The sequence below is a fragment of the Kitasatospora sp. SolWspMP-SS2h genome, from assembly GCF_003259315.1.
GTDB classification, from domain to species: Bacteria; Actinomycetota; Actinomycetes; order Streptomycetales; family Streptomycetaceae; genus Kitasatospora; species Kitasatospora fiedleri.
This window is the reverse complement of the sequence record NZ_QLLT01000004.1, coordinates 280,092-295,285: the sequence shown is the minus strand read 5'-3', so window position 1 is coordinate 295,285 and position 15,194 is coordinate 280,092. Positions and strand designations below refer to the sequence as shown.

At 75.3% G+C, this 15,194-nt stretch carries 17 protein-coding genes; 6 read left to right on the top strand and 11 right to left on the bottom strand.

Annotated features, from left to right (window positions below):
• The first annotated feature begins 3 nt into the window (after positions 1 to 3).
• Positions 4 to 360 carry an immunity 51 family protein gene (locus tag K353_RS07205; RefSeq protein WP_111552724.1) on the top strand — a complete coding sequence of 119 codons (357 nt, stop codon included), beginning with the start codon at positions 4 to 6 and terminating at the stop codon, positions 358 to 360.
• 116 nt (positions 361 to 476) lie between these two features.
• On the opposite strand, the gene K353_RS07200 is transcribed toward K353_RS07205, so the two are convergent.
• The 5 genes from K353_RS07200 to K353_RS07180 all read right to left on the bottom strand — a co-directional run bounded on the left by K353_RS07200 (position 477) and on the right by K353_RS07180 (position 4,379).
• On the bottom strand, positions 477 to 1,274 hold the full coding sequence (locus tag K353_RS07200) for a transglycosylase family protein (RefSeq protein ID WP_111552723.1): 798 nt from the start codon (positions 1,272 to 1,274) through the stop codon (positions 477 to 479).
• A 523-nt stretch (positions 1,275 to 1,797) separates the two neighbouring features.
• Positions 1,798 to 2,565: a type I methionyl aminopeptidase gene (gene map, locus K353_RS07195; protein ID WP_111552722.1), complete on the bottom strand. Its 768-nt coding sequence runs from the start codon at positions 2,563 to 2,565 to the stop codon at positions 1,798 to 1,800.
• 284 nt (positions 2,566 to 2,849) lie between these two features.
• Entirely contained in the window at positions 2,850 to 3,419 is a 570-nt protein-coding gene (locus K353_RS07190; protein WP_111552721.1) for a Uma2 family endonuclease, read from the bottom strand.
• Positions 3,420 to 3,682: 263 nt separating this feature from the next.
• Positions 3,683 to 3,853, bottom strand: a complete 171-nt coding sequence (locus tag K353_RS07185; RefSeq protein ID WP_100835002.1) for a hydrophobic protein — start codon at positions 3,851 to 3,853, stop codon at positions 3,683 to 3,685.
• 127 nt (positions 3,854 to 3,980) lie between these two features.
• Positions 3,981 to 4,379, bottom strand: a complete 399-nt coding sequence (locus K353_RS07180) for a hypothetical protein (RefSeq protein WP_199528019.1) — start codon at positions 4,377 to 4,379, stop codon at positions 3,981 to 3,983.
• A gap of 150 nt (positions 4,380 to 4,529) precedes the next feature.
• Here K353_RS07180 and K353_RS07170 point away from each other — a divergent pair, with 150 nt between their 5' ends.
• On the top strand, positions 4,530 to 4,817 hold the full coding sequence (locus tag K353_RS07170) for a helix-turn-helix transcriptional regulator (protein ID WP_111552720.1): 288 nt from the start codon (positions 4,530 to 4,532) through the stop codon (positions 4,815 to 4,817).
• A 45-nt stretch (positions 4,818 to 4,862) separates the two neighbouring features.
• Here K353_RS07170 and K353_RS07165 read toward each other — a convergent pair whose 3' ends face one another.
• The 4 genes from K353_RS07165 to K353_RS07150 all read right to left on the bottom strand — a co-directional run bounded on the left by K353_RS07165 (position 4,863) and on the right by K353_RS07150 (position 7,261).
• Positions 4,863 to 5,360 carry a DUF664 domain-containing protein gene (locus K353_RS07165; protein ID WP_111552719.1) on the bottom strand — a complete coding sequence of 166 codons (498 nt, stop codon included), beginning with the start codon at positions 5,358 to 5,360 and terminating at the stop codon, positions 4,863 to 4,865.
• A 48-nt stretch (positions 5,361 to 5,408) separates the two neighbouring features.
• Complete coding sequence (locus tag K353_RS07160; protein WP_111552718.1) at positions 5,409 to 6,068, bottom strand: class I SAM-dependent methyltransferase; 660 nt, start codon at positions 6,066 to 6,068, stop codon at positions 5,409 to 5,411.
• A gap of 65 nt (positions 6,069 to 6,133) precedes the next feature.
• On the bottom strand, positions 6,134 to 6,835 hold the full coding sequence (locus K353_RS07155; protein WP_111552717.1) for a LysE family transporter: 702 nt from the start codon (positions 6,833 to 6,835) through the stop codon (positions 6,134 to 6,136).
• Between the two features lie 111 nt (positions 6,836 to 6,946).
• Entirely contained in the window at positions 6,947 to 7,261 is a 315-nt protein-coding gene (locus K353_RS07150; RefSeq protein WP_233533424.1) for a hypothetical protein, read from the bottom strand.
• A 186-nt stretch (positions 7,262 to 7,447) separates the two neighbouring features.
• Between K353_RS07150 and K353_RS07145 the strand changes: the two genes are divergently transcribed.
• From K353_RS07145 to K353_RS07135, 3 genes are all read left to right on the top strand, one after another.
• Positions 7,448 to 8,701, top strand: a complete 1,254-nt coding sequence (locus K353_RS07145; protein WP_111552716.1) for an SLC13 family permease — start codon at positions 7,448 to 7,450, stop codon at positions 8,699 to 8,701.
• A gap of 353 nt (positions 8,702 to 9,054) precedes the next feature.
• The gene (locus tag K353_RS07140) at positions 9,055 to 9,780 is read left to right on the top strand and encodes a transglycosylase SLT domain-containing protein (RefSeq protein ID WP_111552715.1); all 726 of its coding nucleotides are present in this window, start codon (positions 9,055 to 9,057) and stop codon (positions 9,778 to 9,780) included.
• Between the two features lie 257 nt (positions 9,781 to 10,037).
• Complete coding sequence (locus tag K353_RS07135) at positions 10,038 to 11,717, top strand: sigma-70 family RNA polymerase sigma factor (RefSeq protein WP_111552714.1); 1,680 nt, start codon at positions 10,038 to 10,040, stop codon at positions 11,715 to 11,717.
• A 78-nt stretch (positions 11,718 to 11,795) separates the two neighbouring features.
• Here the strand turns inward: K353_RS07135 and K353_RS07130 are convergent, their stop codons facing one another.
• Both K353_RS07130 and K353_RS07125 read right to left on the bottom strand, forming a co-directional pair.
• Positions 11,796 to 12,215, bottom strand: a complete 420-nt coding sequence (locus K353_RS07130) for an STAS domain-containing protein (RefSeq protein ID WP_158585368.1) — start codon at positions 12,213 to 12,215, stop codon at positions 11,796 to 11,798.
• Positions 12,216 to 12,460: 245 nt separating this feature from the next.
• Positions 12,461 to 13,804, bottom strand: a complete 1,344-nt coding sequence (locus K353_RS07125; protein ID WP_111552712.1) for a deoxyribodipyrimidine photo-lyase — start codon at positions 13,802 to 13,804, stop codon at positions 12,461 to 12,463.
• Positions 13,805 to 14,103: 299 nt separating this feature from the next.
• On the opposite strand from K353_RS07125, the gene K353_RS07120 reads away from it, so the two are divergent.
• On the top strand, positions 14,104 to 15,057 hold the full coding sequence (locus K353_RS07120; protein WP_111552711.1) for a serine/threonine dehydratase: 954 nt from the start codon (positions 14,104 to 14,106) through the stop codon (positions 15,055 to 15,057).
• The last annotated feature ends 137 nt before the right edge of the window (positions 15,058 to 15,194 follow it).

Here is a 15,194-nt window from a genome sequence, read left to right as displayed (position 1 = left end):
GTCATGACTGATCGTGAGACCTTCGCCCCGCTGGTGTTCATCGAGTACGACCACAAGCCCGGCTCGTACGGCCTGCTGCTGACCGACGACCGGATGGTCGCGGTGGACGAGGTGTTCGAGGCGGCGGGGCAGCAGAACGGCGGCTACGGCTGGGAGGCGGTGGCCCGCTCCGCCGTCCGCTCGCGGGCGCCGCAGCTGGAGGGCCGGTTCCGGTACGACCCGGAGGCCGGCATGTTCGTCGCCCACGGGGAGGACGCGGCGGCGCTGCGCGAGCTCGGCGCGCTGCTCTCGGGGGCCTTCCACGACCGGCCGGGCCTGCGCGAGTTGATCGACGCCGCCGAGCCCGACTGGTTCGACTGACGGCCCCCGGCCGTGCCGCACGCGGGAACGCCGACGGCCGCCCCTCCCGACATGAGGGGCGGCCGTCGGCGTCGTGCGCGGGGTCCGGTCCTACCGGAGTCCGATCGGGGGTCCGATCAGACGGTCAGGACCTGGCCCGGGTAGATGACATCGGCGGAGGAGCCGATGGTCTGGGCGTTGGCGCTGAACAGCGCGTCCACGGTGGTGCCGTTGGCGGCCGCGATGGCGCCCAGGGTGTCACCGGACTTGACGGTGTAGGTGCTGCCACCGGTGGTGTTGCCGCCGCCGGTGTGGCCGCCCTTCTTCCAGGACTGGTGGCCCTGGTAGGAGGACTTGCCGCTGTCAGCGGTGGTGTTGGTGCTGGTGGAGGCCGAGTCGGAGTCAGCGGTGGCCGACTTCGCGGACTTGGTGCCGGTGGTGCTGCTGCTCGCGGAGTCGCTGGTGGCGCTCGACTTGCTGCTGGTGCTGCTGCCGGACGAGGTGTCGACCTGCGCGGCGGCGCCGCCCTGGGTCAGACCGGCCTGCACGGAGCAGACGGGCCAGGCACCGGGGCCCTGCGAGGCCAGGACCTTCTCGGCGACCGCGATCTGCTGCGCCTTGGTGGCCTGGTCGGCCTGCGGGGCGTAGGCGGTGCCACCGAAGGCGGCCCAGGTGGAGGAGGTGAACTGCAGGCCACCGTAGAAGCCGTTGCCGGTGTTGATCGACCAGTTGCCGGTCGACTCGCACTGGGCGACCTTGTCCCAGGTGGACACGTCCGCGGCCGAGGCCGAGGTCGCCGTCACGAGGCCGGCCACCGGGAGGACGGCCACCGCACTGCCCGCGACGATGGCAGCCCGGACGCGGTTGCGCTTCCGGTTGCCCCGCTCGGCGGTGGTGGCGGTCTCGGTGGCGGCAGTCTCGTTACGGAAGATCATGCGATTCCTTTCGGATGCCCCGGGCAGGCAAGGCGGAACCAGGGGCCCGACGGGCCCTGCGGTCTCTCGCGCTTGTGGATCGGACGGCGCGGTCGGGGTCCGACCTGCTCTCCGTCGCGGTCACCCTGCCCGTCGGGCGGCTCGGTGGCCGCACCGGGGCGTTGGTTTCGGGTGATCCCGGGTAGTGCGCCCTGCACTGGTTACGAAGTTACGGGCGCTCGGGCCGAACTCCAAGCATTCGAAGGTTTACGCAGGTCAGGACCCCGTTACCGCCAGTACAGCGGCCTCCGCGGCCCGGTCCGGCCGCCATTTCCCGGGCCCGGGCGGGGCGGGACCGGCGGCTCCTGTGACCGGGCTCACCGGTTCCGGCCGCCTCCGGCCGGGGAACCGCACACCCTCCGTGGCCCCCCGCTGACGGCGCGCCGACTGTCCAGCGATCCGCCTATGGGACGGACCACAGCGGCCACCCACCGTCCACCCGGCCGTCACCCGCCGTGGCCGGGACCGGCCCCGAACTCCCCGGTCAGGACAGCGCGGTGAGCACCCGCGGCCCGTCCTCGGTAATTGCCACGGTGTGCTCGGAGTGCGCCCCGCGCGAGCCGTCCGCCGAACGCAGCGTCCAGCCGTCCGCGTCCACCCGCAGCTTCGCCGAACCGGTGCACCACCACGGCTCCAGCGCCAGCGTCAGCCCGGGCCGCAGCTCCAGCCCGCGCCCGGGCCGCCCGACGTTCGCCACGTGCGGGTCCTCGTGCATGGTGCGGCCCAGGCCGTGCCCGCCGAAGTCGGTGTTGATCCGGTAGCCCGCGCCCTGGCCGACCGCCGCGATCGCCGCCGAAATGTCCCCGACCCGGTTGCCCGGCACGGCCGCCGCGATCGCCGCGTCCAGCGCGGTACGGGTCGACTCCGCCAGCCGGACGTCCCGCTCGTCCGGGGTGCCCACGATGACGGTGACCGCCGAGTCGGCCACCCAGCCGTCGATCGACACCGCGAAGTCCAGGCTCAGCACGTCGCCGTCGCCCAGCACGTAGGGGTGCGGCTGCCCGTGCAGCACCGCGTCGTTCACCGACAGGCAGATCACGTTGCGGAACGGCCCGCGCCCGAAGGACGGCGCGTAGTCCCAGTAGCAGGACTCGGCCCCCCGCCGGTCCACCAGCTTCCGGGCCCGCAACTCCAGGTCCATCACGTCCCGCCCCACCTCGGCCAGCCCCGCCAGCTCGGCCAGCGTCTCGGCGACGAACCGGCCGGTGACGGCCATCTTCTCGATCGCCTGCGGAGTCTTCAGCTCGATCACGGCACCGCTCCCTGCACGACGACCACCCGGCCGCCCGGTCGAAAGAACCACCGGTATTCAAATACCGGCAGCGGACAGCGACACGCTAGCAGCCCCCGGTATTCAAATACCGCTCACCCCCGAGAGCGCCCCGACACGCCGACTGCCGCGCCACCACCGGACACATCGGACACCTACCGCCTTGACCGAAGCGCCACACGAGCGCGGGGCACAGTCCTGGTCGCCGCCGAGGGCGATGATCGCGCAGGGACCATCCCCGCGCCCGCGGGGAAGGCACCACGAGTTCAGGTGGTGTAGCGGATCAGGTTCGTTGTGGTGAGGCCGAAGTCGAAGGGCGGCGGGATCGGGACGGTGTCACCGAACTTTCCGGTCCACTGCTGACGGTACGACCCGTCTGACGGCTCGGAGAACAGGACGACCGTGCCCTCCCGCGGATCGACCATCAAGTAGAGGGGAATGCCCATCAGCGGGTAGTCGCGGACTTTGCCGACCAGGCCGTTCTCGGGGTTCGACACGGAGACGATCTCCACGGCGATCTCGGCGAGTTCCGCCGGAACCTCGTTCCCACCAAGCTCTACCACCGACACCGGGATGTACGTCAGGTCCGGGTTGCGGAGCTTGCCGACGTTCGGCGAGGCCAGATCCGTGTTCTCGCTGGGCATCATCCCCGCCGGGCGGTGGGCGTCGAACTGCTCCCGCACGATGAGCAGGTTCCGCTGATGGATCACCGACGGCCCGGCCATCATGATGATCTCATCACCCGACACCTCGACCTTCCACCCGGCAGGAGGTGTCAAGCTCTGCGCGAACTCCAACAACTGCGCGTGGCGTTCAGGAACACGGAACTCAGCCATACCACCATCCTCCCACCCCGAACCCAGGCCAACACCCCACGCTCCGTACCCCACCAACACGCCCTCAATCTGCTCCCCGCCGCGCGGACGCCTGACCCGCGAACTGCCGTACCACCCTTGGGAGTCCCGTCCAGCCGGCCGGAGCGGAGGACCGCCGACGCGGTCTCCGGTGGAGGGGGTTGGGCGCACGGGAGCGGGGCCCGCGCTGGTGCGCGGGCCCCGCTCGGTGTCCGGTCGCTCCGGGGTGCCGTCCTGGCCGTCGGTTACCAGCGGTACCAGCGGCCGCGGCTGCCACCGGCGTTGGTGCCGCGGGCGACGAAGCCGACCACCCAGACCACCAGCACGATGATCGCGACCCACCACAGGGCCTTGAGCGCGAAGCCGGCGCCGAACAGGATCAGCGCCAGCAGCAGAACCAGAAGAAGGGGAACCATGGTGACCTCCACGCAGTCAGTGTCGGTGCGCCGTATGCCCCTGAGCTGGATGGATATTCACATGAATCGGTGAGGGCCGCCGGGGCATGCGGTCGCGGGTCGGCTTGCCCCTGCCGGGGGCGGGGTTTCAGCAGGTGGTGGCGTCGAGGAGCGTCTCCACGGCGGCGCGGGCGCGGGTGGCGGGGGTGGGGTCGCCGTCGATCGCGGCGGTCACGATGGCGCCCTCGGCGAGGAGTTGGACGGGGGCCGGGTCGGTGAGGCCCGCCGCGCGGGCCCAGTCGGCGCGTTGGGCGTGGAAGGCTGCCTTGTGGGCGCGCACCTCGGCGAGGTCGGCCGGGGAGGTCGGGCCGAGTTCGCCGAAGGCGTTGATCCAGGCGCAGCCCCGGTAGCCGGGCTCGGCGAACCAGTGGCCCAGCCAGTCGAACGCGGCGAGCAGCCGGGCGCGGGGGGCGGAGGCCCCAGTGGTCTCGACGGCGGCGGTCAGGGCGGCCCGCCAGCGCAGGTCGCGGCGGCGCGAGGCCGGCATCGACGACGTCCGCATCGACGCCGCCGACCGTCGCATCCACGGCCCGCGGCCGGCCGCGGAGCGGGGCGGACCGGAGCTGCCGCTGCGCTGAGCTGCCCGTCCGGGCTGCCCGCCTGGGCGGCGGGCCGGGCGGTTCAGTAGCGTGTCCGCATGGTGCGAGTCCCCCTGACCCCCGAGCAGATCGAGGCCGGCCGCCGACTGGGTGCGCTGTTCCGCGAGACCCGGGCCGGTCGCGACCCCGCCACCGTCGCCCACAGCGCCGGGATCTCCCCCGAGACGCTGCGCAAGATCGAGATGGGCCGCCTGCCCAGCCCGGGCTTCGGCACCGTCGTCGGCCTCTGCGCCGCGCTCGGCCTGCCGCTCGACACCGCGGCCCACGTCTGGCTCGGCGAACCCGCGGGCTGCCCCCCGCTCAGCGGGAGCGGGGCGCACGAGTAGCCGCCCCGGGGCCCGGGGCGGCTACCGGCGACCGGTGGTGAGTGGTCAGGCGAGGACCAGGTACTGGCGGCCGTCGAGGAGTTCGCGGACGGCGTCCAGGTGGCCGGCGTGGGTGGCGGTCTCGGTGATCACGTGCAGGACGACCTCGCGCAGGGTGTCGTAGCGCCAGCCGTCGAAGAAGTCCGGCCACCAGGCGGGGGACGCATCGAGGGAGGCGGTGGAGAGGAAGACGTCGGAGAGCGCCGCCTGCCCGCGGTAGAGGGCGAAGACCTCCTCGGCGGTTAGCTCCGGGGCGGGCTGCCAGGCGTCGCCCCCGGTGTCGAGGATCTCGTCGATCGCGGTCCGGTCCCCCGCCGCGACCGCGCGGAACCAGAACTTCTCGTCGTCCAGCGCGAGGTGGTGCACCAGCCCGAGGCAGCTCCAGCCGGACGGGAGGACCGGGCGGCGCAGGGCCTCCTCGTCCAGGCCCTCCAGGATGTCCAGGACGTGCTTGCGCTTGCCGTTCAAAACACCCAGCAGCGTGGTCAGTTCGGTGTCGGCCATGGGCCGGACCGTACCCCGTCCCGCCGACAGCCCGCATCCGAACGGGGCTCAGACCAGGGCCAGGACCGCGTAGCGCTCGTCGTGGACCGGGCCGCCCCACAGCGCCGGATCGGCTTCGAGGGGCTCGACCCGCAGGTCGCGGACCAGGGGGCGCAGCGCGGCGGCCAGGACGGACGCGGTGACGCCGCCCGCCCAGGGCAGGCCCTCGGTGCCCGGGGCGTAGGGCTCGACGGGCGTGTCGGCCTCGCGCCAGCGGCCCTCGACCAGCAGCAGGCGGCCGCCGGGGCGCAGCAGGTCGGTCCAGGCGCGGAGGGCGGCGTGCGGGTCGGGGAGGGTCCAGAGCAGGTGGCGGGAGAGCACCGCGTCGTACCGGCCGTCACCGGTCGGGGGGAGGCTCGCGTCACCGACCAGGAAGCGCCCGTCCAACCCGGCGGCGGCCAGCTTGGCCCGGGCCCGGTCGACCATCGCGGGGGCGAGGTCGACGCCCGTCACCCGGTGCCCGGCCTCGGCGAGGAGCAGGGAGAGCGAACCGGTGCCGCAGCCGACGTCCAGCACGTCGAGCCCCGCACCGGGCAGCCACCCCGCGAGGCGCCGCCGCCAGGCCGACCGGGTGGCGCCGTCCCGCAGGCCGTGGTCGGGCTCCCGGTCGAACGAGGGGGCGGCGGCGTTCCAGTAGGCGGCGATCGGGCCGAGCGGCGGTTCGTCCATCCGGACAAGATCCCACCCGCCGGTGACAGTCGGCCCCCTCGGCCGTCTCAGTCGTCTCAGTCGTCTCAGCCGGCCAGCGCGAGACGTACCGCGAACACCGCGACCAGGCCGTACCCGGCGGCGTGGGTGAGCCGGCGGGCCCGGGGGCCGAGCCGCGACCCGGCCAGTGCCCCGGCCGCGGCGAGCACCTGCTGCCAGGCCAGGGAGGCCAGGAAGACCCCGACGACGAACGCGGCGGAGCCGTCACCGGCGGCGCTGCCCCGGCCGGTGACCAGGGCGGTGAAGTAGAGGGCGGTGGTCGGGTTGACGGCCGTGAGCAGCGCGAACCGGAGGAAGGCGCGGGCCACCACGGACGCCCGACCGGGCACGGCAGGGGCGGCGGGCCCCACGGGCCCGGCAGGCTCGGCGAGGACGGGCACGGTGGGGGCGGCTGGCCCCGCGGATGCGGCGGGCCCCGCAGGTGCGGTCGGGGCGGGGGCGGTGGGGCGGCGGAGGCCGAGCAGTCCGTGGGCGGCGATCGCGGCGAGCAGGAGGGCGGAGGCGGCCCGTACCGCGGTCTCGTGTCCGGCCAGGAGGGTGGCGACCTGTGGTCCGGCCAGCACGGCGGCTGCCGCGTACGCGCCGTCGACGGTGGCCACGGCGGTGGCGGCGCCCGCGGCGGGGGCCCAGCCCCGGCGGCCCTCCTGGAGGAGGAGCACGCCGATCGCGCCGAGCGGCAGCGCCACCCCGAGCCCGGCCAGTGCGCCCGCGACCAGCGTCCGTGTCATTCCGACACGATGGCGCTCGCGCCCCGTCCGGCGCACCGCATTTTCTGCGGGCACCAGGAACCGGGCCCCGGACGCCGACCGCCGGACGCCGACCGACCGGCCGGTCCCCGGTCAGCCGTGCCGGGTGCCGCCGCGGCGGCGGTGGGCCGCGGCGACGGCCCGGACCGAGCGGTAGGAGAGCACCGCGAGGGCCGATTCGGCGGACAGCACGGAGGCGGTGCTGCGCCAGGAGCCGAGGGAGAGGACGGACAGCGCCGAGCCGACCGAGCCGACCGACAGGAAGGACCCGACCGAGCCGACGGACAGGAACGAGCCGATCGAACCGATCGAGAGGAACGAGGCGGTCGAGCCGAGCGAGAAGCCGCCGGCCGCTGCCGCGCGCAGCCGTTGCGCGCGGATCTTCGGGGTAGGTGGTCGGACGGACATGCCCCCTCCTTCTGCCTCTGCTGGCCTGCTGCCTGCCCCCAGCCTTCCGCCGGGTCCCCGTCCGCGCAAAGGCGCCGGTCGCCGGGGGTGCCGGTTCGGGTGGCGGTGGGGGCGGAGCTGCTTGGATGGGGCGTTCGTCGGACCCGCCGGGTCCGGTGCGTCGAGTGTGAGGGAGGAGCGGGTCCGGTGAGTACGGTGTCCGCCGAGGTGCTGTCGTTGGTGCTGCTGGCGGCGGTGCTGGTGTGCGCGGTCCGACGACCGTTCGGGTGGCCGGAGGCGGTGGTGGCGGTGCCGGCGGCGGGGGTGCTGGTGGCGGTGGGGGCGGTGTCGCCGGCCGCGGCGTGGGCCGAGGTGGAGCGGCTGGCGCCGGTGGTGGGGTTCCTGGCGGCGGTGCTGGTGCTGGCGCAGCTGTGCGACGACGAGGGGCTGTTCGAGGCGTGCGGCCGCTGGATGGCGGGGGCTTCGGGCGGGCGGCCGGTGCGGCTGCTGGGGCAGGTGTTCGCGGTGGCGGCGGTGGTCACGGCGGTGCTCAGCCTGGACGCGACGGTGGTGCTGCTGACCCCGGTGGTGATCGCCACGGCGGGGACGCTGGGGGTGCGGCCCCGGCCGCACGTGTACGCGTGCGGGCACCTGGCGAACACGGCCTCGCTGCTGCTGCCGGTCTCCAACCTGACCAACCTGCTGGCGTTCACCGCCAGCGGCCTGGGGTTCGGCCGGTTCACGGCGCTGATGGCGCTGCCCTGGCTGGCCGCGGTGGGGGTCGAGTACCTGGTGCTGCGGCGGTGGTTCGCGGCCGAGCTGGCGGTGCCCGCCGAGCGGCCGGTGGCGGCGGGCGGGGTGCGGCTGCCCCGGTTCGCGCTGTGGACGGTCGCGGGGACGCTGGCGGGTTTCGTGCTGGCCTCGGCGGTCGGCGTCTCCCCGGCGTGGGCCGCGGCGGCGGGCGCGCTGGTGCTGGCGGTGCGGGCGCTGACCGGTCGGCGCAGCACGCCGCGCCGGATCCTGTCGGCGGCGGCCGTCCCGTTCCTGGCCTTCGTGCTGGCGCTGGGCGTGGTGGTGCGGGCGGTGGTGGACAACGGGCTGGCCGACCGGCTGGCGGCGGTGGTCCCGGCGGGCGACACGCTGCCGGTGCTGTTCGCGCTGGCCGGGCTGGCGGCGGTACTGGCCAACCTGGTCAACAACCTCCCGGCGACGCTGCTGCTGGTCCCGCTGGCCGCCCCGTCCGGTCCGGGCCCGGTGCTGGCCGTGCTGCTCGGCGTGAACCTCGGCCCAAACCTGACGTACGCGGGCTCCCTCGCCACCCTGCTGTGGCGCCGGATCACCCGGGAGCGGTCGGTGGACGACGGCGGTCCGCGGCTGTTCACCGCGCTGGGCGCGCTCACCGTGCCGACCACCCTGGCGGCGTCCGTCCTGGCCCTCTGGGTCTCGCTGCGCCTGTTCTGAGCGGTGGCGGGCGAACTGACCGGGCGTCAGCTCCCGTTCGCCGGGTTTTCCGATGATCAGCGGTGTGAGATCCGCCACGGCCGGGGGAATTGCGTAGACACGGCCGGGTGAGGCAGGGTGAATCGGCGTCAGGCCCTGCGTACGGCCCCGCACACCCGCCGACTCCGGTCGGCGGGCCGATGACTTGCACGACCGCGAGGCCGTACGCCGCTCGATCCACCCGCCGCTCCGGGCCCGCCCGGGGCGGCGGCCGAGTCCGCGTCTCCCGTGACCAGCGTTCGACGGAGGCCAGCGCCAGGGGCAGGTAACGCGCCCGTGCGGTCACAGGACGGGCGACGCCGGAAGGAAACCATGTGACTCGGATCTCGGTCCGGGGCGTCGCTGTCGCCTCCGCCACCGCGGTGACCGCCGTCGGAGCGGTCGTGGGTGCGGCCGCCGGCAGTGAGGGCAAGGCCGTCCAGACGGTCGACGTCGCGAGCGCCACCCTGCTCGCCGACGCGCCCACCGGTGCGCAGGCCCAGAACGTCAGCGACGGCATCGGCCGGCAGGCCGACGCCCAGCAGGTGTCCGCCGACACCGCCGCCCGGAAGGCCGCCGCCGAGGCCGCCCGGCAGAAGGCCGCGGCCGACGCCCAGGCCAAGGCCGACGCGGACCAGGCCGCCGAAGCCGCCAAGGCGGCCGCTGAGAAGGCGGCCAAGGACGCCAAGGCCGCCGAGGAGGCGGAGGCGAAGCGGGCCACCGAGCAGGCGAGCCGCGATTCCGCGCGCAGCGTGCTGGCCAGCGTCCCGGCCGGTTCGGTCCAGGAGATCGCCCGGGGGATCATCGGCAGCGACACCCAGTTCCAGTGCTTCAGCCAGATCGTCACCCGCGAGAGCGGCTGGAACTACACGGCGAGCAACGCCTCCTCCGGCGCCTACGGCCTGGTCCAGGCACTGCCGGGCTCCAAGATGGCCTCGGCCGGCGCGGACTGGCGCACCAACCCCGCCACCCAGATCAAGTGGGGCCTCAACTACATGAACAGCCGCTACGGCAGCCCCTGCGGCGCCTGGTCGTTCTGGCAGTCGCACCACTGGTACTGACCGGCCCCGACCGCGGCCCCGCGGTGGCGGGGCACGGCGCACGACGTACGGCCCGAGGCCCGCGCGACCCCCGTGGTCGCGCGGGCCTCACCGTTCCCGCACGCCACCTTCACCTCCCGCGTCCCGGGATTCTCCTCCCGGCTCACTAAGCTTCGCCTCTGCCGAAGGTTCCCTCCCGTTTTGCGTTATCCGCCGCCGGCCGGTGGATCTCCCAGGGTGTGAGGGCAGGACGCGAGAACACGAGGACGGACCGGGCTGTGGACAGTGGACGGACGGCGGCGCTGGTCGGGCGGGCGCAGCGCGGTGACCGGCAGGCGGTGGCGGAGCTGGTCGGCGGGCACCTGCCGCTGGTCTACAACGTGGTGGGGCGGGCCCTGTCGGGGCACCCGGACACCGACGACGTGGTGCAGGAGACGATGCTGCGGGCCGTGGACGGCCTGGCCGGGCTGCGCGATCCGGCCGGGTTCCGGAGCTGGCTGGTGGCGATCGCGCTGAACCAGGTGCGGCGCCGCTTCCGGGACGCGGACGCGGTGGACGCGGTGCCGGACCCGGCCGCGGTGGCCGATCCGGCGGCGGACTTCGTGGGCCTGACGATCGTCCGGCTGGGCCTGTCGGAGCAGCGCCGCGAGGTCGCGGAGGCGACCCGCTGGCTGGACGACGGGGACCGCGAACTGCTGGCGCTGTGGTGGCTGGAGGCGGCGGGCGAGCTGTCGCGGACGGAGCTGGCGGCGGCGCTGGAGATACCGCCGCAGCACGCGGCGGTGCGGGTGCAGCGGATGAAGGGCCAGCTGGAGGCGGCCCGGGTGGTGGTGCGGGCGCTGGCCGCGGTGCCGGGCTGCCCGTGGCTGGCGGAGGTGACGGCCGGTTGGGACGGCGTGCCGGGCGCGCTGTGGCGCAAGCGGATCGGGCGGCACGCCCGGGAGTGCGCGGTGTGCGGGGAGCAGCGGCGCGGCCTGGTCCCGGCGGAGGGGCTGCTGGCGGGCCTGGCGCTGGTGCCGCTGCCGGACGGGGCGCGGTTCGGGCAGGAGCTCGCCGCCGCGTCCTCCCCCGGTGGCGGCGACGGCACCGGCGGGGCCGCGCCGTGGGCCGGGCGGGCGGCGCACCGGCGGGGCCCGTCCTCGGGCGGCGCGCACCGGGCGGGGGCGCGGCGCGGTCACCGGCGGGCCCGGCGGCGCGGTCCGGCCCCGGTGGTGCTGGGCGGCGGGGTGGTGGCCGCGGTGGCGGTGGTGGCCGGGCTGCTGGTGGTGGTCGGCGGGACGGACACGCCGCCGGCGGTGGGCGCGGCCGAGCCGCCGCCGCCGTCCGTGGCGGCGCTGGTGGACCCGGCGCAGGGCACCGCCCCGGCGGCCGACGGGGGCGCCTCGCCGTCCGCAGCGCCGTCCGCGTCCCCGTCCGCCTCGGCCTCCCCGTCGCCGAGCGCGCCGGTCTCCTCCGCCGCCCCGTCCCCGTCCGCGTCGGCTTCCGCCAAGCCGTCCGCCCCGGCGGCGGCGCCCGGTTCCGGGTCGGCCGCGCCGTCGGCGAACCCGGCGGCGGCCTCCGCCGCGAAGCGGTCGACGGATCTGGCGCAGCAGGTGGTGGACCTGGTCAACACGCAGCGCGCGCAGGCGGGTTGCGGGCCGGTGCGGTCCAACGCGAAGCTGGCGACGGCGGCGCTGCGGCACTCCGAGGACATGGCGGCGCGCAACTTCTTCGACCACACCAACCCGGACGGGGCCGGTCCGCAGCAGCGGATCGACGCCGTCGGGTACGCGTGGAGCGGCTGGGGCGAGAACATCGCGCGCGGGCAGAAGGACGCGGCCGCGGTGATGGAGAGCTGGATGAACAGCCCGGGCCACCGGGCGAACATCCTGAACTGCAAGTTCACCGAGCTGGGTGTGGGGGTCCACCTGGGCACGGGTGGACCCTGGTGGACGCAGGACTTCGGCACGCCGCGCTGAGGCCGGAGCCGCGAACGGCACGGAGACCCCCCGCCCGCGCCCCAGCCCACGCCCCCGCCTGCGTCTCCGGTCGAGCGGTCAGTCGGTGGTGGCGTGGGTCCCTTCGCGCGGGCGGGGGACGGCGTCGGCGGCGTCCGCGGTCAGTACGGTCTCGCGCAGGTCGGCGAGTGCCTCGTCCACCGAGTCGTGGACGTCGAAGATCCGCTCGATCCCGAAGAGCTGGAGGATCTTGCGGGTGTGGACGTCGGGCCCGGGCAGGACCAGCCGCAGTTGCCCCTCGCGGGAGGACAGCATCCGGCGGGTGGCCACCAGGACGGCGAAGCCCGTGGAATCGCAGAAGTCGACCCGGCTGATGTCGACCACCATCCGCAGGCAGCCGTCGGTCACCAGTCGCTGGAGGCGTTCGCGGAGGGCAGCGACTCCGCTGATGTCCACCTCCCCGGCCACCTGGACCACCGTCCAGCCGTATCGCTCCCCGTAGCTCACGCTCAGTGCCACGCTGTTGCCTCTCTCTGGTGCCGCTTGGGGTATGCGGCCCCCTGCCCGTTTCCTCCGGCGGCAATCCTGTTCCAGGTGACGGTTTGGCGGTCGAACGGAGTAATTTCCGCGAAATGTCATGGCCAGGCACCGTTGAACGGTCGAATTCGCTGGCCGACCTGATGATCTGCACAGGATTTCCTCCGGTTGGCGGTACCACCGGGGCGGCCTCCCGGTGCAGGCCGAGGAGGAGGGGAGGAGGAGGACTAGCCGGGCGTGTTCTCCCGCTCCCGGCGGACCTGGCGCATGCGCTCCCCGGTGGCGTCCGGGGCGATCAGGGGGGCCGGGTAGGAGTCGGGGCGGTGCGGGGACTGCCAGGGGCGGTGGATCTCGCGGCCGGGGAGGTCGGCGAGTTCGGGGAGCCAGCGGCGGACGTAGTCGCCGGACGGGTCGTAGCGGTCGGCCTGGGTGAGCGGGTTGAGGACGCGGTTGGGGCGGGTGTCGGTGCCGGTGCCGGCCACCCACTGCCAGTTCATCTGGTTGTTGGCGAGGTCGCCGTCGACCAGGTGGTGCAGGAAGTGCGCGGCGCCGGGCCGCCAGTCCTGGCGGAGCGTCTTGGCGAGGAAGCTGGCGGTGAGCAGCCGGGCCCGGTTGTGCATCCAGCCGGTCTCGGCGAGCTGCCGCATCCCGGCGTCGATGATCGGGAAGCCGGTGCGGCCCTCCCGCCAGGCGGCCAGTTCCTCCGGGTCCTCGTGCCAGTGGCCGGGCCGGTGGCGGTAGTCGGCGCGGGCGGCGTCGGGGCGGGCGGCGAGCACCTGGTGGTGGAAGTCGCGCCAGACGAGCTGCCGGACGAAGGCGTCCGCGCCGTGGCCACCGCGCCGTTCGGCGAGGTGGGCGAGTTCGTTGGCGGACAGGCAGCCGAAGTGCAGGTAGGGCGAGAGGTGGGAGGTGCCGTCGGCGGCGAGGTCGTCGTGCAGGGCCGCGTAGTCGTCGGTGTGCCAGCGCTGCCAGGCGCGGCGGGCGGCGGCCTCGCCGGGGTCGGGGAGGCTGCGGGCGGTGGGGGTGGCGGTGGGCAGCGGGGCGCCGGTCAGGTCCTCGGGGGTGCGCAGGGCGGACGGGGCCGGCAGCGGGGTGCGGCGGGGGGCCTGCTGCCAGGCCCGGTGGTAGGGGGTGAAGACGGCGTAGTGGTCGCGCCCGGCGGGCTGCACGGCTCCGGGCGGGACGGCGGTCAGCGACGCGTCGTGCACCCGCAGCCGTTCGCCGAGCGCGGCGCGCAGCCGCTGTTCGCGGCGGTGCGCGTAGCCGCTGACCCCGGCGGCGACGTGGACGCTCGCCGCGCCGGTCTCGGCGGCGAGTCGCGCGGCCTGGTCGGCGGTGTCGCCCTCGCGCACCAGCAGCCGGCCGCCGGCCCCGCGCAGTGCGGCGTCCAGTTCGGCCAGGCAGCCGGCCAGGAACGCGGCCCGGTTGGGGGCGGCGAAGCCCGCGGCGGCGATCGCCGGGTCGGTGACGAACAGCGGCACCACCCGGTCGGCCCCGGCGCGGGCGGCGTGCAGGGCGGGGTTGTCGTGCAGGCGCAGGTCCTGGGTGAACAGGACGATGGCGAGAGTCATGGTGCTGGTTTCCGTATGGGGCTCACGGTGTCGACTTGGCGACCTGTCGGTGTTCCGGGCGGCGCGGTGGCCGCGCCGGGCGGTGGTCGGGCCGACGGCCTGGGTGGTCTGGTCGGTCTGGCGCTGTGGTGTGGTGGCGGTCTGGCGCTGTGGTCCTGTGGCGTTCTGCGGCGGGGACGGGTGCCCCGTACGTCTTCGGAGCGGTCGCCGCACCGGATGGGGCCGGGGCGGGCGGGGGCGGGCCTCGGCGGTACTGTCGGCCCGTCCCCCTCGCCGATCACACCACCGGGAGCCGTGCCGTGCACCAGCTCAGCCACGCCGACGTCCAGGCCGCCGCCGACCGGATCGCGGGCCTGGTCCGCCCCGTGCGGGTGGTTCCGGGCGGGCCGGGCGGGGTGTGGCTGGCGTTGGAGTACATGCAGCACACCGGCTCGTTCAAGGCCCGCGGCGCGGTCAACTTCCTGCGCGCGCACCGGGAGGCGGGCACCCTGCCGGACGCGGGCGTGACCATCGCCTCGGGCGGCAACGCGGGCCTGGCCTGCGCGTGGGCCGCCCGGCAGCAGGGCGTGCGGGCCACCGTGTTCCTGCCGGTGAACGCGCCCGCGGTGAAGGTGGCCCGGCTGCGCGGCTACGGGGCGGACGTCCGGTTGGCGGGCGGCGAGTACGCGGAGGCGCTGGCGGCCTGCGAGGAGTTCGCGGCGGCGAGCGGCGCGCTGGCCTCGCACGCCTACGACCACCCGCTGGTGGCGGCCGGGGCGGGCACCCTGCTCGGGGAGGTCCACCGCCAGGTGCCGGGCCTGGACACGGTGGTGGTCTCGGTCGGCGGCGGCGGCCTGTTCGCGGGCGTGGCCACCGCGGCCCGCGCGCACGGGGTGCGCACCGTCGCCGTCGAACCGGAGAACTGCCGGGCCCTGCACGCCGCGCTGGCCGCCGACGCGCCCGTGGACGTCCCCGTCGACTCGGTCGCCGCCGACTCGCTGGGTGCCCGCCGCGCCTCCGCCACCGCCCTGGCCGCCGCCCGCCACCGGGACGTGCGCACCGTCCTGGTCCCGGACGCGGCGATCGTCCGGGCCCGCCGCGACCTGTGGGAGGAGCACCGGATCGCCGTCGAGCACGCCGCCGCCACCGCCCTGGCCGCCCTCGGCACCGGCTACCGCCCCGCGCAGGACGAGCGGGTGTGCGTCGTGCTGTGCGGCGCCAACACCGACCTGACGACGCTGGCCGGGGCCGACGGGGCCGGGGACGACGCCTGACCCCTTTCCCCCGGCCGCACCGGCGAACCGACAGCCCGGTCCCGGCCGCCGTGCCCGCTGTCCCCGACGCCACGGGCCCCGACGCCACGGCCCTCGACGCCACCGGCCCCGGCTGCCCGGACGGGCCCCGCGCAACT